Source organism: Clostridium sp. MCC353, assembly GCF_018785315.1.
Classification (GTDB): domain Bacteria; phylum Bacillota; class Clostridia; order Lachnospirales; family Lachnospiraceae; genus CHH4-2.
In genome coordinates this window covers 103,348-126,336 of record NZ_WQPN01000128.1, presented here as the reverse complement: position 1 = coordinate 126,336, position 22,989 = coordinate 103,348, and the positions used below count along the sequence as shown (strand labels likewise).

General features: G+C 46.9%; 22 protein-coding genes. 18 read left to right on the top strand and 4 right to left on the bottom strand.

Translation table 11 applies throughout. The annotated features are described in order from the left end of the window. Nucleotides 1–8: 8 nt before the first annotated feature. On the bottom strand, nt 9–986 hold the full coding sequence (locus GPL15_RS21345; protein ID WP_215700691.1) for a LacI family DNA-binding transcriptional regulator: 978 nt from the start codon (nt 984–986) through the stop codon (nt 9–11). Nucleotides 987–1,340: 354 nt separating this feature from the next. Between GPL15_RS21345 and GPL15_RS21340 the strand changes: the two genes are divergently transcribed. The 7 genes from GPL15_RS21340 to GPL15_RS21310 all read left to right on the top strand — a co-directional run bounded on the left by GPL15_RS21340 (nt 1,341) and on the right by GPL15_RS21310 (nt 8,861). Further along, the gene (locus GPL15_RS21340) at nt 1,341–2,792 is read left to right on the top strand and encodes an ABC transporter substrate-binding protein (RefSeq protein WP_252198543.1); all 1,452 of its coding nucleotides are present in this window, start codon (nt 1,341–1,343) and stop codon (nt 2,790–2,792) included. A gap of 16 nt (nt 2,793–2,808) precedes the next feature. Beyond that, a complete protein-coding gene (locus tag GPL15_RS21335; RefSeq protein ID WP_215700690.1) occupies nt 2,809–3,720 on the top strand; it encodes a sugar ABC transporter permease in 912 nt (303 codons plus the stop codon). After that, nucleotides 3,720–4,574 (top strand): carbohydrate ABC transporter permease, encoded by an 855-nt coding sequence (locus GPL15_RS21330; RefSeq protein ID WP_215700689.1) that lies wholly within the window; start codon nt 3,720–3,722, stop codon nt 4,572–4,574. Before GPL15_RS21335 ends, GPL15_RS21330 begins: the two co-directional genes overlap by 1 nt. A 5-nt stretch (nt 4,575–4,579) precedes the next feature. After that, nucleotides 4,580–5,422: an MBL fold metallo-hydrolase gene (locus tag GPL15_RS21325; RefSeq protein WP_215700688.1), complete on the top strand. Its 843-nt coding sequence runs from the start codon at nt 4,580–4,582 to the stop codon at nt 5,420–5,422. Between the two features lie 74 nt (nt 5,423–5,496). Continuing rightward, complete coding sequence (locus GPL15_RS21320) at nt 5,497–6,252, top strand: metallophosphoesterase family protein (protein WP_215700687.1); 756 nt, start codon at nt 5,497–5,499, stop codon at nt 6,250–6,252. A 21-nt stretch (nt 6,253–6,273) separates the two neighbouring features. Beyond that, complete coding sequence (locus GPL15_RS21315) at nt 6,274–7,005, top strand: tyrosine-protein phosphatase (RefSeq protein ID WP_215700686.1); 732 nt, start codon at nt 6,274–6,276, stop codon at nt 7,003–7,005. A gap of 20 nt (nt 7,006–7,025) precedes the next feature. Further along, on the top strand, nt 7,026–8,861 hold the full coding sequence (locus GPL15_RS21310) for an alpha-amylase family glycosyl hydrolase (RefSeq protein ID WP_215700703.1): 1,836 nt from the start codon (nt 7,026–7,028) through the stop codon (nt 8,859–8,861). A gap of 66 nt (nt 8,862–8,927) precedes the next feature. Here the strand turns inward: GPL15_RS21310 and GPL15_RS21305 are convergent, their stop codons facing one another. Further along, nucleotides 8,928–10,157, bottom strand: coding sequence for an argininosuccinate synthase (locus GPL15_RS21305; protein ID WP_215700685.1), 1,230 nt, complete (start codon nt 10,155–10,157; stop codon nt 8,928–8,930). Nucleotides 10,158–10,499: 342 nt separating this feature from the next. Here GPL15_RS21305 and argC point away from each other — a divergent pair, with 342 nt between their 5' ends. The 6 genes from argC to GPL15_RS21275 all read left to right on the top strand — a co-directional run bounded on the left by argC (nt 10,500) and on the right by GPL15_RS21275 (nt 17,623). Further along, nucleotides 10,500–11,540: an N-acetyl-gamma-glutamyl-phosphate reductase gene (gene argC, locus GPL15_RS21300; RefSeq protein ID WP_215700702.1), complete on the top strand. Its 1,041-nt coding sequence runs from the start codon at nt 10,500–10,502 to the stop codon at nt 11,538–11,540. Between the two features lie 158 nt (nt 11,541–11,698). Next, nucleotides 11,699–12,175, top strand: a complete 477-nt coding sequence (locus GPL15_RS21295; protein ID WP_215700684.1) for a GNAT family N-acetyltransferase — start codon at nt 11,699–11,701, stop codon at nt 12,173–12,175. A gap of 41 nt (nt 12,176–12,216) precedes the next feature. After that, nucleotides 12,217–13,440: a bifunctional glutamate N-acetyltransferase/amino-acid acetyltransferase ArgJ gene (gene argJ, locus GPL15_RS21290; RefSeq protein ID WP_215700683.1), complete on the top strand. Its 1,224-nt coding sequence runs from the start codon at nt 12,217–12,219 to the stop codon at nt 13,438–13,440. A 166-nt stretch (nt 13,441–13,606) separates the two neighbouring features. Further along, complete coding sequence (argB, locus tag GPL15_RS21285; protein ID WP_215700682.1) at nt 13,607–14,506, top strand: acetylglutamate kinase; 900 nt, start codon at nt 13,607–13,609, stop codon at nt 14,504–14,506. A gap of 22 nt (nt 14,507–14,528) precedes the next feature. Next, nucleotides 14,529–15,731, top strand: coding sequence for an aspartate aminotransferase family protein (locus GPL15_RS21280; protein ID WP_252198542.1), 1,203 nt, complete (start codon nt 14,529–14,531; stop codon nt 15,729–15,731). Between the two features lie 17 nt (nt 15,732–15,748). Further along, nucleotides 15,749–17,623 carry a BglG family transcription antiterminator gene (locus GPL15_RS21275; protein ID WP_215700681.1) on the top strand — a complete coding sequence of 625 codons (1,875 nt, stop codon included), beginning with the start codon at nt 15,749–15,751 and terminating at the stop codon, nt 17,621–17,623. A 10-nt stretch (nt 17,624–17,633) separates the two neighbouring features. On the opposite strand, the gene GPL15_RS21270 is transcribed toward GPL15_RS21275, so the two are convergent. Both GPL15_RS21270 and GPL15_RS21265 read right to left on the bottom strand, forming a co-directional pair. Further along, nucleotides 17,634–18,197 carry a hypothetical protein gene (locus GPL15_RS21270; protein ID WP_215700680.1) on the bottom strand — a complete coding sequence of 188 codons (564 nt, stop codon included), beginning with the start codon at nt 18,195–18,197 and terminating at the stop codon, nt 17,634–17,636. After that, nucleotides 18,194–18,751 (bottom strand): sigma-70 family RNA polymerase sigma factor, encoded by a 558-nt coding sequence (locus GPL15_RS21265; RefSeq protein WP_215700679.1) that lies wholly within the window; start codon nt 18,749–18,751, stop codon nt 18,194–18,196. Before GPL15_RS21265 ends, GPL15_RS21270 begins: the two co-directional genes overlap by 4 nt. Before the next feature lie 321 nt (nt 18,752–19,072). On the opposite strand from GPL15_RS21265, the gene GPL15_RS21260 reads away from it, so the two are divergent. The 5 genes from GPL15_RS21260 to GPL15_RS21240 are packed head-to-tail and all read left to right on the top strand — an operon-like array spanning nt 19,073 to nt 22,801. After that, nucleotides 19,073–19,384, top strand: coding sequence for a PTS sugar transporter subunit IIB (locus tag GPL15_RS21260; RefSeq protein ID WP_215700678.1), 312 nt, complete (start codon nt 19,073–19,075; stop codon nt 19,382–19,384). 18 nt (nt 19,385–19,402) lie between these two features. After that, a complete protein-coding gene (locus GPL15_RS21255) occupies nt 19,403–19,720 on the top strand; it encodes a PTS lactose/cellobiose transporter subunit IIA (protein ID WP_215700677.1) in 318 nt (105 codons plus the stop codon). Nucleotides 19,721–19,723: 3 nt separating this feature from the next. Beyond that, nucleotides 19,724–21,142: a family 1 glycosylhydrolase gene (locus GPL15_RS21250; RefSeq protein WP_215700676.1), complete on the top strand. Its 1,419-nt coding sequence runs from the start codon at nt 19,724–19,726 to the stop codon at nt 21,140–21,142. A gap of 34 nt (nt 21,143–21,176) precedes the next feature. Further along, entirely contained in the window at nt 21,177–22,490 is a 1,314-nt protein-coding gene (locus GPL15_RS21245) for a PTS transporter subunit EIIC (protein WP_215700675.1), read from the top strand. Continuing rightward, nucleotides 22,487–22,801, top strand: coding sequence for a PTS sugar transporter subunit IIB (locus tag GPL15_RS21240; protein ID WP_215700674.1), 315 nt, complete (start codon nt 22,487–22,489; stop codon nt 22,799–22,801). Before GPL15_RS21245 ends, GPL15_RS21240 begins: the two co-directional genes overlap by 4 nt. The last annotated feature ends 188 nt before the right edge of the window (nt 22,802–22,989 follow it).

Below are 22,989 nucleotides of genomic sequence, written 5' to 3'. Positions count from 1 at the left end.
GCGGTCATTTATGTAGACTGTCTCCTCACCAAAGAAACCGGCAGCACAATCTTACTGGGCACCGTCTCATGGATGCTGCTCTTGATTAATGCGTCCACAGCCATATCCGCCATCTCCTTGGTGGGCTGGTGGATGGTGGTGATCTGCGGTGTGGTCAAGGTGGACAGGGATACATCATCGAAGCCCACCAGCTTTATGTCGTCTGGTATTTTTTTGTTTAAATCCGCGCAGACCTGGATCACTTGGGCGGCGATCAAATCACTGCTGGCAAAAATCCCATCGGTTTTAGGGTGTTTTAAAAGTGTGTATTTGATGAATTCATGGTAATCCATGGTGTAATAGGTGTTGTCTCCGCTCCAGATATTGTCATAATTTATCTTGTTTTTTTGACAGACATCAGTGAACGCCTGGGCCCGGCTGTCTCCGGGCATTTCCTGATCAATAATTCCGCTGAAATGGAGCAGGTTTTTACATCCCCGCTCAATCAGATGTTCCGCAGCCATTCTTCCTCCTGCGTAGTTGTCGCAAAGAATTGTGGAAACGCACAGAGGGCTGTTGCACTCTATGGCCACAAAAGGGAAATCCAGCTGGGCGTATTTTTCAGATGTCAGGATCATTCCGCAGAAGATGATTCCCGCAACCCGGTTGCTTTTACAGAGATCTATGTATTCCGCCTCTCTGGAATGATCCTCTTTGGAATTGCACAAAAATATCTTAAACCCTTGCTTGGATGCTGCGCTTTCTATATGGCTGATCAGCTGCGCGAAGTAAGGATGCATGATGTGTGGAGTGATAACTCCTATGGTATTGGTATTCTGTTTTGAAAGGGAGCGGGCCAGTTCATTGGGGCGGTAGTGCAGTTCGTCCATAGCCTGTTTCACCTTCTGCTTTGTCTCCTCGCTTAAATATCCTCTGTTGTTGATGACTCTTGAAACGGTAGTCACAGTGACCCCGGCTTTTTGGGCTACATCTTTTAGTGTCGGCATAATTTCCTCCTGAACCAGTTCTGCGTCCGACCACATCCGGCCAGGGTAAATGAAAACGGGGCCGAAACAATATCTGTGAGAAAGATATGTCATAAGTGTATGTCAAACGTTTGATCTATGATTATAGTATCATAAATCAAAAAAATATGCAAACTATGTTCTGCGGATGATATATAATTATTTAAAATGTGACAATTATATGCAAAAAATATTTATAAAACAAAATATTATTGTGCAATAAAATGTAAAATGGTAAAAAAACTTTGAAAAAGTATGTATTTTTATATATCAACCGCTTGACATATTTCTTTGCAAGATATATAATATGCCTATCAAAACAGGAGGAGGTAAAACATGGCGGAGGCAGATCGGCCATGTAGAATGAGAATGAGACATTTATGGAAAAAAGTAACTGTAGGAATCACCGCTCTGGCTCTTTTGGCAACAGCGGCAGGATGCGGAGAGAGCGTATCCGATAAGGATGCGGCGAAAACCGATACGACTGCGGCTAAGACAGAGGCAGCTAAAGAAGGCGCAGATCAGACGGAAGCAAAAGGCGCCGGGGCAGGAAATACAGAAGGCGCAGGTAAAGAGGCCGGCGCTGCGTCAGGCGAAGCGGGCAGCATTAAAGTCTGGGTCAGCTCCGGAGCGGAAGATGATACATACCGTGAGATGTTCACTACCATGGAGACTGAATTAAACATCCAGATCAATGATGAATATTATCCGAAAGATGAGCTGGACAGCAAGATTCAGGTAGCCCCTGTGGTTGGAGACGCGCCGGATATGATTATCGCCGATTATTTACAGATTCCTTCTTATTATGAGGCCGGGATGATTGAAACTTTGGACGACCGGTTGTCCGCGGAATTGAAAGGCGACCTGCTTCAGTCCATCGTGGATGAATCCACTTATGACGGACATATCGTTTCAACCGCTCAGTTTGATGCCGGTATGGCTCTCTGGGCAAACAAATCCATGCTGGAAGGAGCGGGCGTGAGAATTCCTGTGAGCTACAAGGATGCATGGGACAAGGCTGAATTTGAAGACGCTCTGGCTAAGTTAAAGGAGAGCGGCGTGGAATATCCGATTTATATCCGTCAGAACAAGCCGTCCTCATTATACTTTACATATATGCCGGTAATTGCCAGCTTCGGCGGAGACTATGTGAACCGGGATACGATGCTGACAGAAGGCGTTTTGGACAGTGAAGAGACCATTGCGGCATATTCCTATATCACATGGCTGGAAGAACAGGGATATTTAAACGGAGCATGCGATTATGAAGACGCGTTTTACGGAAGAAAAGAAAGCGCTTTAGCTTTATTGGGACACTGGAAATACACCGATCATGTGACAAATCTGGGCGACGACGCGATTCTGGTTCCTATTCCTGATTTTGGAAAAGGCGTGTTTACCTGTTCTGGTTCCACCGTATGGGCGATGACAACAGCTGCGACGGAAAATGGCACGGCGGACGCTGTTTGGTCTGTAATGGAAGCCGCGCTTTCACCGGAATATATCAACCAGATTACTGATTTTAACGGAGCCATTCCATCCAGAAAATCTGTGCTGGATGCAAAGGATGAGCTGAAAGAAGGCGGCCGTTTATACTTATACCGTGAACAGCTGGAAGCTGGAATTTCTGTGCTCAGACCTTTAACCCCTGCTCATATGACCATTTACAGCGCTATGGAATCAGCGACCTCTGATATCATCGGCGGAGCAGACGCTGGAGAAGCGTTAAAGGACGCATCAGAATCAATTGATGAAATTATTACAGAAAACGAATGGAATCTCAATTAATATAGGAGGGCAGTAGATGAAGGGACAGGTAAAAGCAGGAGCGAGACATGGAATTCATGATGCGCAGACACGGACAGCTTGGCTGTTCTGTGCCCCTGCATTGATTCCGATTACATTATTTATCATACTGCCGTTCTGTATGTCGATCATTTATTCATTTACGAATAAAATGCTGGTGCAGAAGGCAGGGAAACCGGTTGACTTTGTTGGTTTAAAAAACTTTATAAAAATAGCGACCAGCGGGACAGCCCAGCAGGCGTTCCTTAATACGGCAGTTTATGCGTTGCTGGTTGTTCCAATCATTATATTATTGGGCACGCTGCTGGCGGTTCTGGTAAATAATTCAATGAAGGGTGTTAAACTGTTCCGTACGATTTACTTCAGCCCTCAGGTAATTACCATGACGGTTGTAGCCGTTGTGTGGTCATTCATCTTTTCGCCGGGCGCGGACGGCCTTATGAACTCCGTGCTCAAAGTATTTGGACTGCAGCCTCAGGCGTGGCTGCAGGATTCCAAATGGGCCTTGTTCTGTATCGCCATCATGTATATCTGGCAGTCTTTGGGAATGCAGATGTTAATCATTCTGGGCGGCCTTCAGTTTATCTCAGAAGACCTCTATGAAGCCGGGCGTATGGACGGCTGCAATGCAAATCAGAGATTTTGGTACATAACGGTTCCGATGCTTAAAAATACATTGGTTTATGTATTGATTTCCACCACAATCAACACGTTAAAGCTGTTTACCCAGGTTTATGTGCTGACAAACGGCGGTCCGAAAGGGTCTACCACCTCGGTTGTTTACCTCTTGTATAAGTCTGGATTTGTAAACAACCAGCTGGGTTATTCCTCTGCAATCGCGGTTGTATTTTTCCTGATTGTGTTTGCTATTTCATTGATTCAGAACAGAGTGCTGGGGAGGGATGACTGATGAGATCTGCGATGTCGAAAGAAAAAAGGATGGTATACCGGATTTTAATGTATGCCGGGTACATTTTAATCGCATTCCTGTTTATAGCGCCGATTGTCTATATGGTGGTGTCTTCCATGAAAACAGACGCTCAAATCGTGGCGGATATGTCTACCTATAAGGCATTTCTTCCGGTAGGAACTCTGACCATGGACAACTTTGTCCAGGTAATCCGCAAAGTCAATTTTATGAAGTTCTTTAAAAATTCGGCTGTGGTAGCGGTTATCAACGTATCGCTGGTGACCATCGTCAACGCGATGATCGGCTACGCTCTGGGTATGCTGGACTTTAAAGGGAAGAATATTTTGGTTTCCTTAATCATTGCGTTGTCCATCATTCCTACGGAAGCGGTGATCATCAACCGTTTTATGGTGGCGAACCGGCTTCATATGCTCAACAGCTATGCCGGACTGGCCCTTCCCACCATCGGATATCCGATGTATATTTTCTTATATTATAATCATTTTAAGGGAATGCCGAAAGAGCTTATGGAGGCTGCTATTGTGGACGGGGAATCTTACGGGGGCATTTTCTGGCGGATCATGCTACCGCTGTCGAAACCGATCTGCGCAACCGTAACAATTATGGGATTTATCCGTTCCTGGGGAGATTTATTGTGGCCTACGCTGGTTACCAGGGATGAGACGTACAGAACGCTGCCGCTGGCTTTGCGGGCCCTTTCCACGGATGTTTATATTTTCTGGGGACAGATTTTCGCATTTGCCACGCTGACGACCCTTCCTGTATTCATCATCTTCCTGCTGTTCCAGAAACAGTTTATCCAGTCCCTGACCATGAGCGGTATTAAAGGATAGAAATGATGAAAATTCAGTATATTGGCACAGGCGCGGCGGAAGGATTTCCTGGCATGTTCTGCGGCTGCCCGGCCTGTGAACGGGCCAGGCGTATCGGCGGACGCAATTTGAAAACCAGAAGCTGTGCCATGATAAACGACAACCTTCTGATTGATCTTTCGCCGGACCTGTATGCGAGGGCCAGCCAGTTGGGGCTCAGGCTGTGGAAGGTGAAAGATCTGGTCATGACCCATTCTCACTGCGATCACTTCGATGGATTTTCCCTGGCTCTCAGGGCCAGGGACGGAGCGGCGATTCTTCCGGAAATACGAAAAAAGGAAAATTTCCTTTCGGTTTACGGCAGCAGTTTTATCGAACGGGCCATCGAACAGGCCCTGCGTGAACAGCCTCATGCGGACCGGAAACGGATCAATTATGTGCCGGTTGAAACGGGTAAATGGTTTCAGGCAGGCGGGATATGGTTTTATCCGCTGAAAGCCAGCCATAAACCGGATGAACTCTGTTTTATCTATGCAGTGACAGACGGCAGGGCCAGTTTTTTATATGCCAACGATACGGGGCGGCTGGCAGACAGCGTAATCCGGGAAATCGGTTCCCTCGGACTCGTATTCGACGCGGTCAGCATGGACTGTGCCAGGGGTTCACTGCCGGGAGACGGCCATATGGGCATGAAGGAAAATCTTGATTTAAAGAACTCTCTTATGGAAATGGGCTGTGTGAGTGAAACAACAGCCTATTATTTGAACCATCTGTCCCATATGAGCGGGATGATACACGATGATCTTCAGGCCAAGATGGGGCCGGAAGGTTTTACGGTCGCTTATGATGGTTTGATTTTGGAAATTTGACGGAGAAAAGACCAGCAGCGGAAACAGTTCAGACTTGTCTGAACTGTTTCCGGCAGCGGCAGAATTGAGGTAATATGAAGCTTTTAGTTATTTCTGATCTCCACAGCAACATTTGGGCCCTTCAGAAGATTCTGGATGCGGAACCCCATTTTGACCTGCTCTGCTGTGCGGGAGATCTTGTAGATTACGGAACTGCGCCTAAAGAGGTGGTAGACCGGATGCGGTCATTTGATAATATAAAAATGGTTCAGGGAAACCATGATCTCCATACGGTTAATATATGGAAAGAGCAGCAGTTCTGGGATATTCCCTCTCAGGAGTATAAATGGGTTCACCATAACTGCCGAAGGCTGGATGAGGCGCGGATTGGGTATTTAAATAAACTGCCGCTGCATTTAACATTTGAAGCGGATGGATATGTGTATCTGATCCAGCATCAGTACGATGAGGCTTACGGTGTGATTGAAAGCCGCAGCCAGTTTGACGCATACTGGGACCGGTTTGCAGATCCGGGGGTTGGAAATTTGGAAAAGCGGAGAATGATTTTCGGACATTCCCACAGGCAGTGCGTTCATGTGCTTGGGAACGGACGGGAGTGGCTGAACCCGGGAAGCGTTTCCTACCGGAGACCGGATGATCCGGATAAAACGGCCCATTATGCGGTGATTGAGGATGGGAACATCCGCCTTTGCCAGGTGGATTATGACAGAAGCCGGCTTTTTGAAGAAGCCCGGGATTTGGCCCGGAAACAAGGCATGATGACAACGGAACTGCAGGATTTCTTTTTCTTTTTTGGGGATGCGAAGACATCCAGAGATCCGCTGCCGTAACAGGAAACAGGAGGAAAACAGATGACAGGATGCCGGCGCTATCCCATGAAGGGAGTGGCGAATTTCAGAGATTTAGGAGGGTATGTTTGTGAAGGCGGGATCACGCGATGGGGAGTATTTTACCGGAGTACCAGCCTTTATAAGGCAGAGCCGGAAGATATCAGAATGATGGAAGGTCTGGGAATCAGCCGGATTCTGGATTTGAGATATCCTCATGAGCAGGAAGCCATGGCGGACTGTCAGGTAAATGGCGCCCTGTGGAAAGGGGTATCCCTGATGGGGCCGGTTTCGGCGGACCAGATCCGTGTAAATGACCATGTAGTGGACACCAGGACTTTAATCCGCATGTACCGGCAGATGATACGCTTTTCCAGACCTCAGATCGGAGAAGCGGTACGTTTCCTGATCGGCTCAGAAGGGCCTGGGCTGTTCCACTGCGCGGCGGGAAAAGACAGAACGGGAATCATTGCCATGCTTCTTTTAGGGGCTGTAGGCGTTTCGAAAGAGGATATCATTTCAGACTATGAGATGAGCCATAATTATGTCACACAGTTTACCACGGATATTTCAGGTTCCCATGGAAGCAATATGGAGAAGCTGATGGAGGACATTAAAAAGGAGTCCGGAACCATTGCCGGATTTTTAAAGGTCTGCGGAGTATCTGAGGAAGAAATGGCTCATCTGAAAGAAAAATTTGTAGAGCCCTTTGAATGGGGCGGCGACAGGCAGGAAAGAGAGGAGCAGAAGTGGTGAAACGGACGGAAAAACACGGCATGGAGGCGGAACTCATCTATTGGGAACGTTTGAAAGAACGGGAGGATGAGCTGCGCTGGCTGTACATGGAATTATATGACAATGGAGACATGTACGGGGAACTTTGTAACAGAATGTATGAATTTTACATATCCCGAAAGGACGAGTTAAAAAACAGGGACCTGATAAAATGTGAAAACCCGGACTGGTTTAAGCAGAGCGATATGCTGGGCATGATGATGTATGTGGATAATTTCGCAGATGATCTGAAAGGCATGGCAAAAAAACTGGGATATTTAAAAAAATGCCATGTAAACTATGTCCATCTGATGCCTCTTTTGGATACAACAGAAGGAAAATCCGACGGCGGATATGCGGTGTCGGATTTCAGAAAGGTTCAGGAGAATCTGGGAACTATGGATGATTTGGAAGAATTGTCCGCCCGGTGCCACAAACAGGATATGAATGTCTGCCTGGACTTTGTTATGAACCATACCTCCGAAGACCATGAGTGGGCCAAACGGGCCAGGAATGGGGAAGGGGAGTACATGAGCCGGTATTTCTTCTTTGATAATGACCGGATACCCGCTGAATACGAGAAAACGGTGCCTCAGGTTTTTCCCACAACTGCGCCGGGCAATTTTACCTATCTGCCGGAAATCGGACACTATGTCATGACCACATTTTACCCCTACCAATGGGACTTAAATTATAAAAATCCCAGGGTGTTCAATGAAATGATGTATAATTTCCTGTTTCTGGCCAATAAGGGCATTGATATATTCCGGATCGACGCGGTTCCCTATATCTGGAAGGAGTTGGGAACCCCTTGCCGCAATCTGCCAAAGGTCCATACCATCGTCAGGATGATGCGGATCATCGGTGAGATCGTTTGTCCCGGCGTGCTGCTTTTGGGCGAGGTGGTCATGGAGCCGGAAAAGGTGGTTCCCTACTTTGGAACGTTGGAAAAACCGGAATGCCATATGCTCTATAATGTGACAACCATGGCAACGACCTGGAATTCCGTGGCGGCCAGGGATGTGAGACTCTTAAAAAAGCAGATGGATATATTGAGCGGTCTGCCCAAACAGTATGTATTTCTGAATTATCTCAGATGTCATGACGATATCGGATGGGGATTGGATTATGACACTTTGAAATGGTGGGGAATGGAGGAAATACCTCACAAACGGTATATTAATGATTTCTTTACGGGCAGATTCCCAGGCAGCTTCAGCCGCGGCGAGCTGTATAACGAAGACCCGGTCACCCAGGACGCCAGATTCTGCGGGACCACGGCTTCCATGTGCGGAATTGAAAAAGCTCTGGCTGAGGGAGACAAGGAAGGAGAGGAGAGAGGAATCCGCCTGGATCTGATGCTCCACGCCTATATGTTCACCTTGTCGGGCATACCGATTCTCTACAGCGGGGACGAGATCGGCCAGCTAAATGATTACAGCTACAAAAATGACGAAAAAAAGGCTGTGGATTCCCGCTATCTGCATAGGGGGAAATTCTCCTGGGACCTGGAAAAGAACACGAAGAAGCCTGGAACGGTGCAGAAGAAACTGTTTGACGGCCTGAGCCGTCTGGAAATGATCCGCCGTTCGGAGCTGGTTTTCCATGCCGCCGCTGCCACTTCCACGCTGGAAACAGGGGATCAGGGAATTCTCTGCCTGGTGAGAGAGATGGACGGGGAAAGGCTGATTGGGCTGTTTAATTTCAGCGGAGACAACAAAAAAGCATTGATCGGTCAAGATGGAATCTACCAGGATTTAATCACTGGTACTGAAATGAACGCTTATGAAGTGGACATGGAAGGGTATGGATATTATTGGCTGAAAAAGGTTGAATGACGGAAAATGAAAGGCCGTTCAATGTGGAGGAATACTGCCACATTGAACGGCTTAAATACTGTCTTATTATTTATTATTATTCTTTTCAACTTCCTGCATCTTCATCGCGCGGACCTTTAACGGAAGTCCGAACAGCGTGATGAATCCGTCCGCATCATGATGGTCATACAGATCGCCGGTGGTGAAGGACGCCAGGGATTCGCTGTACAGGGAATATGGGGAAGTGGTTCCGGCCTTGATGATGTTGCCCTTATAAAGCTTGAATTTCACTTCGCCTGTCACATACTGCTGGGTGGATTCCACGAAGGCCTGAACCGCCTCGCGCAGAGGAGTGAACCATTTTCCTTCGTATACGATCTGGGCGAATTTATTGCCCATGTCCTTTTTCAAATCCATGGTAGCCCGGTCTAATACCAGTTCTTCCAACTGCTGATGGGCTTCCATCAAAATGGTTCCGCCGGGAGTTTCATACACGCCGCGGGATTTCATTCCCACCACACGGTTTTCTACGATGTCCACGATGCCGATGCCGTGTTTGCCGCCCAGGGCATTTAACTTCTTGATGATATCGGAAACCTTCATCTTTTCCCCGTTCACGCTTACCGGAATGCCTTTTTCAAATGTCATGGTAACGTATTCGCCTTCATCCGGCGCCTTTTCAGGGGACACGCCCAGAACCAATAAATGATCATAATTGGGTTCGTTGGCCGGATTCTCCAGTTCCAGACCTTCGTGGCTGATGTGCCATAAGTTGCGGTCACGGCTGTAGCTGGAATCGGCAGAGAACGGAAGGTTGATTCCGTGCTGTTTGCAGTATTCGATCTCATCTTCACGGGACTGCATGGTCCATACGTCTGTCATACGCCATGGAGCGATGATTTTAATGTCGGGAGCCAGGGCCTTGATTCCCAGTTCGAAACGGATCTGGTCATTCCCTTTTCCTGTAGCGCCGTGGCAGATTGCGGAAGCGCCCTCCTTGCGGGCGATTTCCACCAGCTTTTTAGCGATGGCAGGGCGTGCCATGGAAGTTCCCAGTAAATACTTGTTCTCGTAAACGGCATTTGCCTGAACGCAGGGCATGATGTAGTTGTCGCAGAAATCATCCACCAGATCTTCAATGTATAATTTGGAAGCTCCTGACAATTTGGCTCTTTCATCCAGCCCTTCCAGTTCATTTCCCTGGCCGCAGTCGATACAGCAGCAGATCACTTCATAATCAAAATGCTCTTTTAACCAAGGGATAATAGCGGTGGTATCCAGACCGCCTGAATAAGCTAATACGACTTTCTCTTTCATAATTAAATCCTCCTTAAAATGTTTCTATGTAGTTAATCCTATTATCTGTTTTCGAATTTCATTTTCGAACTTTCATAAATATACAACATATTTTATGAAAATGCAATAGGAAAATGATTTTCTTAAAAATAACTTGCATATTATGCACTGATAATGTATAATTATGAATCATCAAAGCGATGGCGGCTTCAGCCATTTCTTGGAAAGAATTATCAATGGTACTTTCTTTATAGGAAAAAAGTCATTATAATAAGAACAGGTACATAATGGCTGTAAAATGTAACAGACTTGTCTGAACTGTTACTGTAAAATAATATGTATGTTTATGAGAGGAAAATGAATATGATTAAAGTTGGAATTATAGGATCAACGGGATATGCCGGAGGTGAGCTGGTCCGCCTTCTCATGCAGAGGGACGATGTGGAAATCGTCTGGTACGGCTCCAAAAGCTACGTAGGCAAGGAATACGCATCCATTTACCAGAATATGTTTGAGATCGTGGACGCGGAATGTATGGATGATAATATGGAAGAACTTGCGGATAAAGTGGATGTGGTGTTCACGGCCACCCCTCAGGGACTGTGCGCATCCCTTGTGAATGAAGAGATTCTTTCCAAGGTGAAGATCATCGATTTAAGCGCCGATTTCCGCATTAAAGATGTGAATATCTATGAAGAATGGTATAAAATCAAACACCCTGCCCCGGAATATATTAAGGAAGCGGTATACGGCCTTCCGGAGATCAACCGGGAAGCGGTTAAAAAGGCCAGGCTGATCGCCAATCCGGGATGTTATCCAACCTGTTCGTTCTTATCCATTTATCCGTTAGTTAAGGAAGGGCTGATCGACCCCAACACCATCATCATCGACGCCAAGTCGGGAACGTCCGGCGCGGGCCGGGGAGCCAAGGTGGATAACCTGTACTGCGAGGTGAATGAAAGCATCAAAGCTTACGGAGTGGCTTCCCACAGACATACGCCTGAGATTGAAGAGCAGCTTTCCTATGCGGCCGGGAAACCGGTGGTGATTAATTTTACGCCGCATTTGGTGCCTATGGACAGAGGAATTTTGATTACCGCCTATGCAAGCCTCACTAAAGAGGTTACATATGAAGAAGTGAAGGCGGTTTATGATAAGTATTATGCGGATGAATATTTTGTGCGCGTGCTGAATAAAGACGTGACCCCTCAGACGAGATGGGTGAAGGGGAGCAATTTTGTGGATGTGAACTTCAAGATTGATCCCAGAACCAACCGGGTGATTATGATGGGAGCCATGGATAACCTGGTGAAGGGGGCCGCGGGGCAGGCGGTTCAGAATATGAATTTGATGTTTGGGCTGGAGGAGAATAAGGGGCTGAAGCTGGTTCCTATGTTTCCTTAGAAGTAAAGGGTGAAGTAAAGGGTGAAGGCATTTTCAGAAATGCCTTGAGGCTTTAGTGTAAATGGGGAGGGCATTTAAAGTAAAGGGTGAAGGCATTTTTGAAAATGCCTTCACCCCTGATGTGAAAAAACGGATGCAGGTCCAAAGTGAGGAGATTTATGAAAATTCGTGTGATGGCAATAGAAGATTACGATCAGGTATTCAAACTCTGGTCAGGAATAGCCGGTTTTGGAATCAGAAGCATTGATGATTCGCGGGAAGGTGTGGAACGTTTTATCAGAAGAAACCCATCTACCAGCGTAGTGGCGGAAGAAAATGGAGAAATTGTCGGCGCGGTTCTCTGCGGTCATGATGGCCGCCGGGGGTGTTTCTACCACGTCTGCGTGGCGGAGGATTACCGCAAAATGGGGATCGGCCAGCAGATGGCGTCGGCAGCGGCCAAGGCGCTGAAAGAGGAAGGAATCAACAAGGTCAGCCTGGTTGCATTTAAGGATAATGAACTCGGAAATAAATTCTGGCAGGAGCTGGGATGGACCTTCCGGGACGACATCAATTATTACGATTACACATTAAATGAAATGAATATCACCGAATTCGTAGGAAACAGCACGGCTGTTAAGATACACAGGCCGTAAAATGATGATACAGCCATTGAATGGGCAGAACGGAGGATAGGATGAAGAAAATAGAAGGCGGCGTGACCGCGGCAAAAGGATATAAGGCAGCTTCGACAGCGGCAGGAATCAAATATAAAGACAGAGCCGATATGGCCCTGATTTACAGCGAAGTTCCATGCGTGGCGGCCGGGACATTTACAACAAATGTGGTGAAGGCCGCTCCGGTGAAATGGGATCAGGATATTGTAAAGAACGCGCCATTTGCCCAGGCGGTTGTGGTAAATGCAGGGATTGCCAATGCATGTACGGGCGCGGAAGGGTTCGGATACTGCAGGGACACGGCATCAGCGGCATCAGAAGCGCTGAATGTGCCTGAAAATGCGGTACTGGTTGCCTCCACAGGTGTGATTGGAAAACAGCTTCCCATGGATAAACTGGCTGCGGGCATAAAAGTTATGGCCCCGCTTCTGGATGGAAGTCTGGAAAGCGGCACTTCGGCCGCCCAGGCGATTATGACTACGGATACAGTGAAAAAAGAGGTGGCCGTACAGGTGGAAATCGGCGGGCAGACAGTCACGGTCGGAGGTATGTGCAAAGGTTCCGGCATGATCCATCCTAATATGTGCACCATGCTTGCATTTGTTACCACAGATGCGGCTATTTCCAAGGAAATGCTTCAGCAGGCGCTGAGCGAGGACATAAAAGATACTTATAATATGATTTCTGTGGACGGCGATACTTCCACCAATGACACGGTTCTTCTGCTGGCCAACGGCATGGCAGGTAATCCGGAGATCAAAGAAGCTGGGGCTGACTATGATACATTTAAACAAGCCCTCAATTATGTCAATGAAACGCTGGCTAAGAAAATGGCCGGTGACGGAGAAGGATGTACGGCGCTGTTTGAAGTTAAAGTTATTGGAGCGGAGAGCAAGGAACAGGCGGTTACTCTGTCGAAATCCATAATCACGTCCAATCTGACGAAAGCAGCTATTTTCGGTCATGACGCCAATTGGGGACGTATTTTATGTGCTATGGGATATTCGGGGGCGCAGTTTGATCCGGAACAGGTGGATCTGTATTTTGAGAGCGCGGCCGGTAAGATGCAGATTATTGAGAATGGGGTAGCGCTGGATTATAGTGAGGAAGAGGCGACGAAGATATTGTCTGAGCCGGAAGTGACCGCAATTGCGGATGTGAAGATGGGAGACGCCTGCGCGACGGCCTGGGGGTGTGACCTGACATTTGATTATGTGAAGATTAATGCGGATTACCGTTCGTGATATTTTTTACATGAAGGGTGAAGGCATTTTCGAAAATGCCTTGAGGCTTTAATGTAAAAGGTGAAGGGATTTAAAGTAAAGGGTGAAGGCATTTTCAAAAATGCCTTCACGCCCAATGTCACGCCCAATGTCACCACGCCCAATATTAAAAAAAGAGGAGATCACTATGGAATTAGACCAGAATATCATGCAGAAAGCAGAAGTCCTAATAGAAGCGCTGCCCTACATCCAGCGCTTTAACCGAAAAATCATCGTAGTAAAATACGGCGGCAGCGCCATGGTAGACGAAGAATTAAAAAAGCACGTAATCCAGGACGTGGTTTTATTGAAGCTGGTAGGTTTCAAACCCATTATCGTCCATGGAGGCGGCAAAGAAATCAGCAAATGGGTGAATAAAGTGGGCATGGAACCCAAATTCATCAACGGCCTCCGTGTAACCGATGAACCGACCATGGAAATCGCGGAAATGGTTCTGAACAAAGTAAATAAAAGCCTTGTACAATTAGTCAACGAACTGGGCATCCAGGCAGTGGGAATCAGCGGAAAAGACGGCATGCTGTTAAAATGCGACAAAAAATACTCCAATGGAGAAGATATCGGCTATGTGGGCGATATCAAAGAAGTGAATCCCAAGATCATTTATGACCTGCTTGAAAAGGATTTTCTTCCCATCATCTGCCCCATCGGTTACGATGACAATTACCTGAGTTATAATGTAAATGCCGATGACGCCGCCTGCGCAATCGCCAGAGCTGTAAACGCGGAAAAATTGGCGTTCCTCACCGACGTGGAAGGCGTTTATAAGGATTTTGAAGATAAAGATTCCCTGATTTCTGAAATGACGGTGGATGAAGCCCAGGAGTTTGTTTCCAGCGGAATGCTGGGCGGCGGCATGCTGCCCAAACTTCAAAACTGTATTGACGCCATTTTGGAGGGCGTATCCAGGGTGCATATTTTGGATGGCCGCATTCCCCATTGCCTGCTGCTTGAGATATTTACCAACAAAGGTATCGGAACTGCCATTTTAAATTCAAGAGAAGAACGTTTTTTCGTGAATAAACAGTAACGGTTCAGAAGTGGAGGAAATGATGATAAATAAAGAAGAATATATAGAAAAAGCCGAAAAATCATTTTATAAGACATATAACCGTTTCCCTGTAATATTTGACCATGGGCAGGGGGTAAAGCTCTATGATTCGGACGGACAGGAATATCTGGATTTTGGCGCCGGAATTGCTGTGATGGCGTTAGGATATAACGACCCGGATTACAATAAGGCAGTCAAAGCGCAGGTGGATAAACTGCTCCATACCTCAAACCTGTTCTACAACCAGCCGTCCATTGAGGCAGGAGAAAAGCTCCTGAAAATATCCCAAATGGATAAAGTATTTTTTACCAACAGCGGAACTGAAGCCATCGAAGGAGCGCTGAAAATTGCCAAAAGGTATGCTTATAATAAGGGAATGGCCCCGGATTATGAGATAATCGCAATGAAACATTCCTTCCACGGCAGAAGCCTGGGCGCTCTTTCTGTGACAGGAAATGAACACTATCAGGAGCCGTTTTATCCGTTGATTCCCAATATCAAATTTGCCCAGTTCAATGACCTGGACAGCGTAAAAGCCCTGGTTAACGAAAAAACCTGCGCCATTTTGATGGAAACCATTCAGGGAGAGGGCGGCATTTATCCGGCGGAGGATACATTTATCAAAGGGGTGCGCAAACTCTGTGATGAGAACGATATGCTTCTGATGCTGGATGAAATCCAGTGCGGAATGGGCCGCAGCGGAGAAATGTTTGCGTGGCAGGGATACGGCGTGAAGCCGGATGTGATGACCGTTGCCAAAGCTCTTGGAAACGGCGTTCCGGTAGGCGCGTTCCTGGCCAGCGGCAAAGCATCTGAAGCCATGGTTCCGGGAGATCATGGAACCACATATGGCGGCAATCCGTTTGTGTGCGCGGCGGCCAGCAAGGTGATGGATTTGTTTGAGGAAAAGAACTTGGTGGATCATGTAAAGGTTATCGGTGGATATCTGGCTGAAAAGCTGGCCGGTTTGGTGGAAAAATACGATGTTGTGGTGTCGAGCCGCGGCAGAGGCCTGATTCAGGGGCTGGAATTTTCCATTCCTGTGGGGCCGGTGGTAAATAATGCCCTGCTGGAGCAGAAACTTGTGTTAATCAGCGCAGGCAGCAATATTATCCGGTTTGTGCCGCCGTTAGTAATTGAAAAATCGGACGTAGACGAGATGATCATCAGACTTGAAAAAGCCATTGAGGCATCTTTACAGTAAAGATTGAGGATTGATACGTGTTAGATGAAAGATTGGAAGTCCTGCTGTCGGAGTTTCTGGACAGCGGATATAAAACCGCCGGGAACCTGGCGGAAAAAATGAATCTGAGTGAGAAGTCGGTCAGAACCAGAATCAAAGAGCTGGGCACCATATGCATTGCAAATGGTGCCGTTCTGCGTTCTAAACAGAGGTACGGATACTGCCTGGAAATCAAGGATCAGGCCAAATTCCAGGATTTTTTAGACAAAAACAGGAAAAATGACAACGGTTTAGGGCTCAAAACTCCGGATGACCGGGTGAAATATCTTCTGAATGAACTTTTAAACACCCAGACCTATGTGAAAATGGATGATTTGGCGGAGAAAATGTTTATATCCAGGCAGACCCTTGTGCACGATCTCAGGAAAGCCGAAGCTATTTTGTCCCGCTACGGGCTGATTGTTGAAAAAAAGTCCCGTTATGGGATGAAGGTTTTGGGGCAGGAACTGGGAATCAGAAGATGCATTTCAGAACATTTGTCCAGGCAGTATGACGCTGGGAGCGAATCGGAGATGTTACGGCTGATTCTGGACCTGCTCAGACAGTTCCGGCTGGAGATTACGGAAACTTCGTTAAAGGAGTTGTACCTTTACGCGGAGATCAGCAAAAAAAGGATGGAGCAGGGATTTTTTATCCGGATGCAGGAAGGGACAGCGTTTGTTAAAGACAGGACCGAATACAGGGCGGCATCGGCCGTGGCTGCGGAAATGGCAGGACAGGGTTCGATTGTGGTTCCTGAAAGCGAGATTTTGTATCTGGCTGTGCTGATGGCGGGAAACCGGACATTTGCGGCAGCAGGATGGGAAGATACCAACTTTGTGATCCCCCAGTATCTGGATGAACTGGTGGAGCGGATGGTGAATACGGTTTTTGACACATTTGCACTGGATTACCGGCACAATCTGGAACTGAGAATGGCGTTAAACTACCATTTGGTTCCCATGGATATTCGGCTCCGCTACCAGCTTAAAATTCAGAATCCCATGCTGGATGAGATACGGAAAAATTACCTGTTCCCTTATACGGTGGCCCGCCAGGCGGTCATACCCCTTATCGAGTATTATCACTGTCCGATTTCGGATGAGGAAACCGGGTACATTGCCCTCCAGTTCGCCCTTGCCATGGAGCGGGATAAGGCTGGAATCCAGAAAAAGAAGATTCTCATGGTCTGCTCCTCCGGCCAGGGCAGCGCCCAGCTCTTAAAATATAAGTATATGGAGGAGTTCGGGAAATATATTGAGGAAATCAGAATCTGTACGGTCTATCAGTTGGAGGATATGAAGTATGACGATATTGATTACGTTCTGACAACTGTTCCCGTCAGGCATAAAATCCCCCGCCCCATCATGGAAATCCAGACCTTTTTAAGCGACCGGGAAATATTGAAGATCAGGGAAAAACTGCAGGAAAATGAGATGGATTTCTTAAATGAATACTATAGCAGGGAATTATTTTTCCCTGGCCTGGAAGGCAGCAGCAAAGAAGAAGTGATTGCCTCCATGTGCAGGAAAATAAGCCGTTTCAGGAACCTGCCCCCGGAATTTTATGAATCCGTTTTAAAGAGAGAGGATCTGGCCCATACGGATTACGGCAACCTGGTGGCCCTGCCCCATCCTTATAAAATGATGACGGATACCACCTTTGTTGGAGTGGGAATTTTGAAAAAGCCCATTTACTGGGTGCAGAACCAGGTTCAGGTGGTGCTGCTGGTTTCCCTGGCCGAAGGAAAACACCCGAGAACCCAGGAATTCTATAAAGTAACCACGGAGCTGCTTTTGAAGGAGGAGGCGATTCGGGAATTGATCGAACATCCGGAATTTCCAGTGTTTATGCGGCTTTTGAAGGGGGGATGAGGAGGAATATTCAGGTATCCGGGCTTGTATTATCGATAATTGTCCATTCCCCTGTTTCCGGTTCCCGCACCAAATAAAAATACTGTTTTGTCCAACCATCGTTCATGAATACCTTGGTGTGGTCATATTCGATATAATACACGGCTTTTACCGCGGTAAAATGTTCCGCCAGATATTCCTCGGTCCAGCCCCTCTCCTCTGCGAGTTCGCTGCCGGAATACATGGCGGCGAGCCGTTTGGTCTCGTCCGTATCAACATGAACGGTATCAACGGTTACGCGGACCGTATAGTCTTTTTTAATCTGGTTTTCAATTGCATACCTCACGGTGTCTTCCGGGGTGGCGGACGGCGTTTGAATCCAATAGTCAAATAATCCCAATTTGTATGCCCCGAATCCGCAAAGCATCAACAGCAGGGCGGCAGCGGCAATTAAAACCATAATGCGCCGCAAATTTCCGGCTTTTCTTTCCCCGTTCCTGCCGGACGGATTAGTGGTAAATGAATGTTCCCCTGCCTGCAGGATGTACTTGTCATCAATCATTTCCAATGCATCGAGAATGTGGCTGGCGTTCATAAAGCTCCCTCCTGTCGTAAATAGGAACGCAGTTTTACTCTTGTTCTATGCAGCATTGATTTTACTTTGCTGCTGCTGAAATTAAATTCCAAACTTATTTTCTCTATGGAATCCAAATACCAGTAGCGGCAGAGAAATACCTGCCTTTCGATTTCCGGTAATTCTGATATAAACCGGTTGAGTATTCCTGCCAGCTCCCTGGCAATGATTTCATCTTCTACACTGCATCCCGATGGAATGCATTCGTTCAGTTCATCAAGAGCAAGGGCAACTTCACCGCCGCCCCGCTTCATTCTGTTTTTATCCCTCCATTTTTTTAAAGAGATCCGCCGCGTGATTTTACCGAGAAATGTCCGCAGAATGGATGGCCGGTGGGGCGGCATGCTGTTCCATGCACCCAGATAGGTATCATTTACACTCTCGTCAGCATCCTGGGCATTTGAGAGTATATTATGGGCGATGGCGTAACAATAGTTTCCGTATTTCCGGGCAGTCTCTGTAATGGCGCGCTCTGAGCGTGTCCAATACAAATCAACGATTTTGCTGTCCTCCATCTTTTCACCTCCTGCTGGTTTGGTATATGGCCCTTTCGCTTATATACTCCCTGTTGGGGATTTAGCGTTGCATAAAATAACTCTTTTTTTAATATAACCCATATAAGTTTTGAGGTAAAGATACGTATTTAAAGTTATGTAAGCAGAATTTATAATATCATTCAAACATAAAATCATAAAAATTACCACATATAATCCGGTAAATTCCTGTATGGCAATCATCCTTCAAAACATGTATGCTGTTACTTATAGAATGTATTTTTATGCACTAATCGATATTTTTATACTGGTTTTATTAACCCGGCAGAAACGAGGTGAATTGTGAAACGGATATTATTGCTGTGCGCCATGGGCATGTCCACCAGCCTGCTGGTCAGGAAACTGGAGAAAGAGACAGAAGTAGAGGAATTTGATTGTGAAATCGATGCCTGTTCCGCATTTGACGTGGACGAGTTTCCAAAGGAACCGGATCTCATCGTTCTGGGGCCCCAGGTGCGGCACCGGCTGGATGAATTCAGGGATAAATATCCAAAGAAAAAGGTGATCGCTCTGGATACGGTTTTATATGGGATGATGGATGCCAAAAGAATTTTGGCGATTATCAGAAAAGAGCTGGAAACCAAAGCAGAATAGGTCAAAGGAGGTGAGTTTATGGATACGAATCAGGAATTGACGATAATGGAATTGGTGGTGAATGCGGGAGAAGGCAGAAGTTTTGCAATGGAGGCATTAAAGGCGGCCAGAACCGGAGACTATGAAAAGGCCGGGGACCTTGTTAAAAAATCAGAACAGTCCATACAGAATGCCCATAAATCCCAAATCGACATTATATCCAAAGAAGCGGCCGGAGAGCCGTTTCCGGTGAGCCTTTTGATGGTGCATGCACAGGATCACGTGATGAATGCCATGACTGTACTGGATTTGGCAAAAGAGATGATCCAGATGTATAAAATGATGAAGGGGGAATAAAAAATGGATGTAAAATTCCCAAAAGAATTTCTATGGGGATCGGCGACCGCTTCTTACCAGTGTGAAGGAGCCTGGCAGGAGGACGGAAAGGGCCTGGGTATGTGGGATGAATTCTGCCACAGCGAAAAGAACTGCATTACCTATACCACCGGAGATGTGGCTTCCGACCATTACCACAGGTTTGAAGAAGATATTAAGATGATGGCAGAAGGCGGCCAGAATACCTATCGTTTTTCACTGGCATGGCCAAGAATCCTGCCGGATGGAACGGGAAAGGTAAATCCCAAGGGGATTGAATATTACCATAAGGTGATCGATACCTGCCTGAAATACGGAGTGGAGCCCAATGTGACCCTGTATCACTGGGATCTTCCCAATGTCCTGGCCGAAAAAGGCGGTTGGGAAAATGTGGAAACCGCCTATGCGTTTGCTGAATATGCCAAAGTGTGTTTCGACGCATTTGGCGATAAGGTGAAACTGTGGGTTACCATCAATGAACCCAGCTATTTTATCACGTCCGGCTATGCGATTGGCAACTATCCGCCCAATGTAAAGGACTTCCAGCGGATGATCCATGCAGCCTATCATGTGATATTAGCCAGCGCCCTGGGCGTGAAGGCATTCCGGGAATCCGGCGCCAAAGGCCAGGTGGGAATCGTGCACGCCAGCGCCAATGTGGATCTCTGCGATGACAGCGAAGCGTGTAAAAGGGCAGGCCGCCTTGCGGATAACTATTTCAATAACTGGGTGCTGGATCCTCCTATGCTGGGGCATTTCCCCCAGGATCTGCTGGAGAAGCTGGAGGAAGATGGATTTGACCTGTCTTTCATGAAGCCGGAACATAAAGAGATTTTGGAAAATGGCATCGTGGATTTTATTGGAATCAATTATTACAGCCGCGCATTGGTTAAGCCTTATACTGCCGGAGAAACTATTTTAAAGGCCAACAATACGGGCAAAAAGGGGAAGGACAGCGCTGTACTGATCATCAAAGGCTGGTTTGAACAGGCCAAGGACCCGGACAGCGAATATACGGCCTGGGACTGTGAAATCTATCCCAAAGGAATCTATGATGAGCTGGCCGATATCAGGAGAAAATACGGTGATGTGCCGGTATATATCACGGAAAATGGCGTCGGCATGTATGAGATGCCGTCGGATAATGGTATGGTGGAAGACGATGGGAGAATTGATTTTCTCAGCAGACATATGGAAGAGCTGCGCAGGGCCATCAGGGACGGATTTAACCTGAAGGGATATTATGTGTGGTCGACCTTTGATTTGTACAGTTGGATTAACGGTTATGAAAAACGCTATGGCTTAGTCAGAGTGGATTTTGATGATAATTGCAGAAGAACCCCGAAAAAGAGCTACTATTGGTACAGGGATTTTATCCGCAATGAGAACGGTTATAGCGGCTGATCATAACCAGCATATATAGGAAGGGAAAGATGAGATGGAAAACAAAGGAATCACGAGATGGATTGAGAAACACATTCTGCCTTTGGCAAACAAGATCGCAAGAAACAAATACTTAAAATCGATTCAGAGTTCATTTTTATCAGCGATGCCGCTGATGATGATTGGCAGCTTTGCGCTTATTATAGCCGAGCCGCCAATAGACTACACCACAATGGAAGCAGGAAGCCTGCTCTATGGATTTTTTAAAGGCTGGGCAGCGCTGGGGGCTGCTGTTGGAGGCCCTCTTAACTTTTTGTTCGATGTAACTCTGGGGTCCCTGGCCATCTATGTGGCCCTTGGCATCGGTTACTTTTTGTCCGTACATTATAAGATGCAGCCCTACGTGCCGACCCTTACCTCGTTAATTACATTTTTGCTGTTCAATACAGAATATGTGGAAGGTGGATTCTCCAACAGTTATTTTGGTGGTACAGGCCTGTTTTCGGCTATGATCGTAGCCGTCATTACGGTTGAAGTTTACCGGTTCCTGATTCAGCACAAGGTCGGATCGATTAAAATGCCTGACAGTGTGCCGCCTGCTCTGGCCGCTTCTTTTGAAGCCCTGGTGCCCATCGTGATTATCTCCATAATTGCCACATTCTTCACCTCGTTAGTGAAAAATGTAAGCGGCGTTATTCTGCCGGAGCTGGTATTAAACCTGATCACACCTTTAATTAAATTCATTGACAATGTATTTGGCGTTACCGTGGTATCTATTCTTCAGCAGGTTTTGTGGTGGTTTGGTATTCACGATACGGCTATCGGCGCCGTGCTTTCTCCAATCAGAGAAGCCAACTTTGCCATGAACGCGGCTGCCTATGCATCAGGCACTCCGGTTAGTGAACTGCCGTTTGTATTCTGCTCTCCTTACTGGTGGGTGTTCGTAACCATCGGAGGCGCGGGCGCAACCTTTGCCCTGGCCGCCCTTTTGCTTACCAGCAAGTCCACACAGTTAAAAACTGTGGGAAGAATCGGCATTGTACCCGCTCTTTTCAACATCAACGAGCCGATTTTATTTGGGCTTCCGATTGTATTGAATCCACTGATGCTGTTCCCCTTTATTGTGGCGCAGACACTGAACGCTATTATTACATATATTTGTATGTCCAGCGGTATCATTTCCAAATGTTTTGTGGAACCGGGGTGGAACCTGTTCGCGCCGATCGGGGCATTTCTGGCTACCATGGACATTAAGGCGGTAATTTTGGTTCTTTTATTAATTATCATGGATGCGGTTATTTACTATCCATTCTTTAAGGTGTATGATAATAAGACATACAAAGAAGAACAGGAAGGGATCAGTGAATGAAGATAGTTTTAGTATGTTATGCTGGAATGTCCACCAGTATGGTGATGAACAAGATGAAAGCTGCGGCGAAAGAACTGCAGATCGAACTGGAGGCCGTTGCCGTTCCGGTCAGTGATCTGGACGATCATAAGGACGGAGCCGACGCGGTGCTTTTAGGGCCGCAGATCCGGTATGCAATGGATGAAGTGAAAACAAAAGTAGAGGATAAGATCCCGGTCATGGCCATCGACACCCGCGATTACGGCATGATGAGGGGAGATAAGATCCTGAAAGACACATTGAAGGCAATTGAAGAATTTAAGCAGAAGTAAAAAGTAAAAGCGTTAATAACCGGAAAGCCGGCGTTTTATACTCTGTGTTTGGCATAAAAGCTGCGGAAGCGGATCATGGCATTGGGTTTATGATTCGATCCGCGGCTTTTTGTCTGTCATAAACCACGCCTGAGACGGAAACAGCCGGTTTCCCTGGGCCATTGACGGGGAACCCACTGGCGGTCTAT

Coding starts and splice junctions, on each gene's coding strand:
- GPL15_RS21270 (WP_215700680.1), bottom strand. CDS start 18,197: ATGAACGCCAGCCACATTCTCGATGCATTGGAAATGATTGATGACAAG.
- GPL15_RS21240 (WP_215700674.1), top strand. CDS start 22,487: ATGAAGATAGTTTTAGTATGTTATGCTGGAATGTCCACCAGTATGGTG.
- GPL15_RS21250 (WP_215700676.1), top strand. CDS start 19,724: ATGGATGTAAAATTCCCAAAAGAATTTCTATGGGGATCGGCGACCGCT.
- GPL15_RS21310 (WP_215700703.1), top strand. CDS start 7,026: ATGGAGGCGGAACTCATCTATTGGGAACGTTTGAAAGAACGGGAGGAT.
- GPL15_RS21265 (WP_215700679.1), bottom strand. CDS start 18,751: ATGGAGGACAGCAAAATCGTTGATTTGTATTGGACACGCTCAGAGCGC.
- GPL15_RS21295 (WP_215700684.1), top strand. CDS start 11,699: ATGAAAATTCGTGTGATGGCAATAGAAGATTACGATCAGGTATTCAAA.
- GPL15_RS21255 (WP_215700677.1), top strand. CDS start 19,403: ATGGATACGAATCAGGAATTGACGATAATGGAATTGGTGGTGAATGCG.
- GPL15_RS21245 (WP_215700675.1), top strand. CDS start 21,177: ATGGAAAACAAAGGAATCACGAGATGGATTGAGAAACACATTCTGCCT.
- GPL15_RS21280 (WP_252198542.1), top strand. CDS start 14,529: ATGATAAATAAAGAAGAATATATAGAAAAAGCCGAAAAATCATTTTAT.
- GPL15_RS21330 (WP_215700689.1), top strand. CDS start 3,720: ATGAGATCTGCGATGTCGAAAGAAAAAAGGATGGTATACCGGATTTTA.
- GPL15_RS21320 (WP_215700687.1), top strand. CDS start 5,497: ATGAAGCTTTTAGTTATTTCTGATCTCCACAGCAACATTTGGGCCCTT.
- GPL15_RS21305 (WP_215700685.1), bottom strand. CDS start 10,157: ATGAAAGAGAAAGTCGTATTAGCTTATTCAGGCGGTCTGGATACCACC.
- GPL15_RS21340 (WP_252198543.1), top strand. CDS start 1,341: ATGGCGGAGGCAGATCGGCCATGTAGAATGAGAATGAGACATTTATGG.
- GPL15_RS21335 (WP_215700690.1), top strand. CDS start 2,809: ATGAAGGGACAGGTAAAAGCAGGAGCGAGACATGGAATTCATGATGCG.
- argC (WP_215700702.1), top strand. CDS start 10,500: ATGATTAAAGTTGGAATTATAGGATCAACGGGATATGCCGGAGGTGAG.
- GPL15_RS21345 (WP_215700691.1), bottom strand. CDS start 986: ATGCCGACACTAAAAGATGTAGCCCAAAAAGCCGGGGTCACTGTGACT.
- argJ (WP_215700683.1), top strand. CDS start 12,217: ATGAAGAAAATAGAAGGCGGCGTGACCGCGGCAAAAGGATATAAGGCA.
- GPL15_RS21325 (WP_215700688.1), top strand. CDS start 4,580: ATGAAAATTCAGTATATTGGCACAGGCGCGGCGGAAGGATTTCCTGGC.
- argB (WP_215700682.1), top strand. CDS start 13,607: ATGGAATTAGACCAGAATATCATGCAGAAAGCAGAAGTCCTAATAGAA.
- GPL15_RS21315 (WP_215700686.1), top strand. CDS start 6,274: ATGACAGGATGCCGGCGCTATCCCATGAAGGGAGTGGCGAATTTCAGA.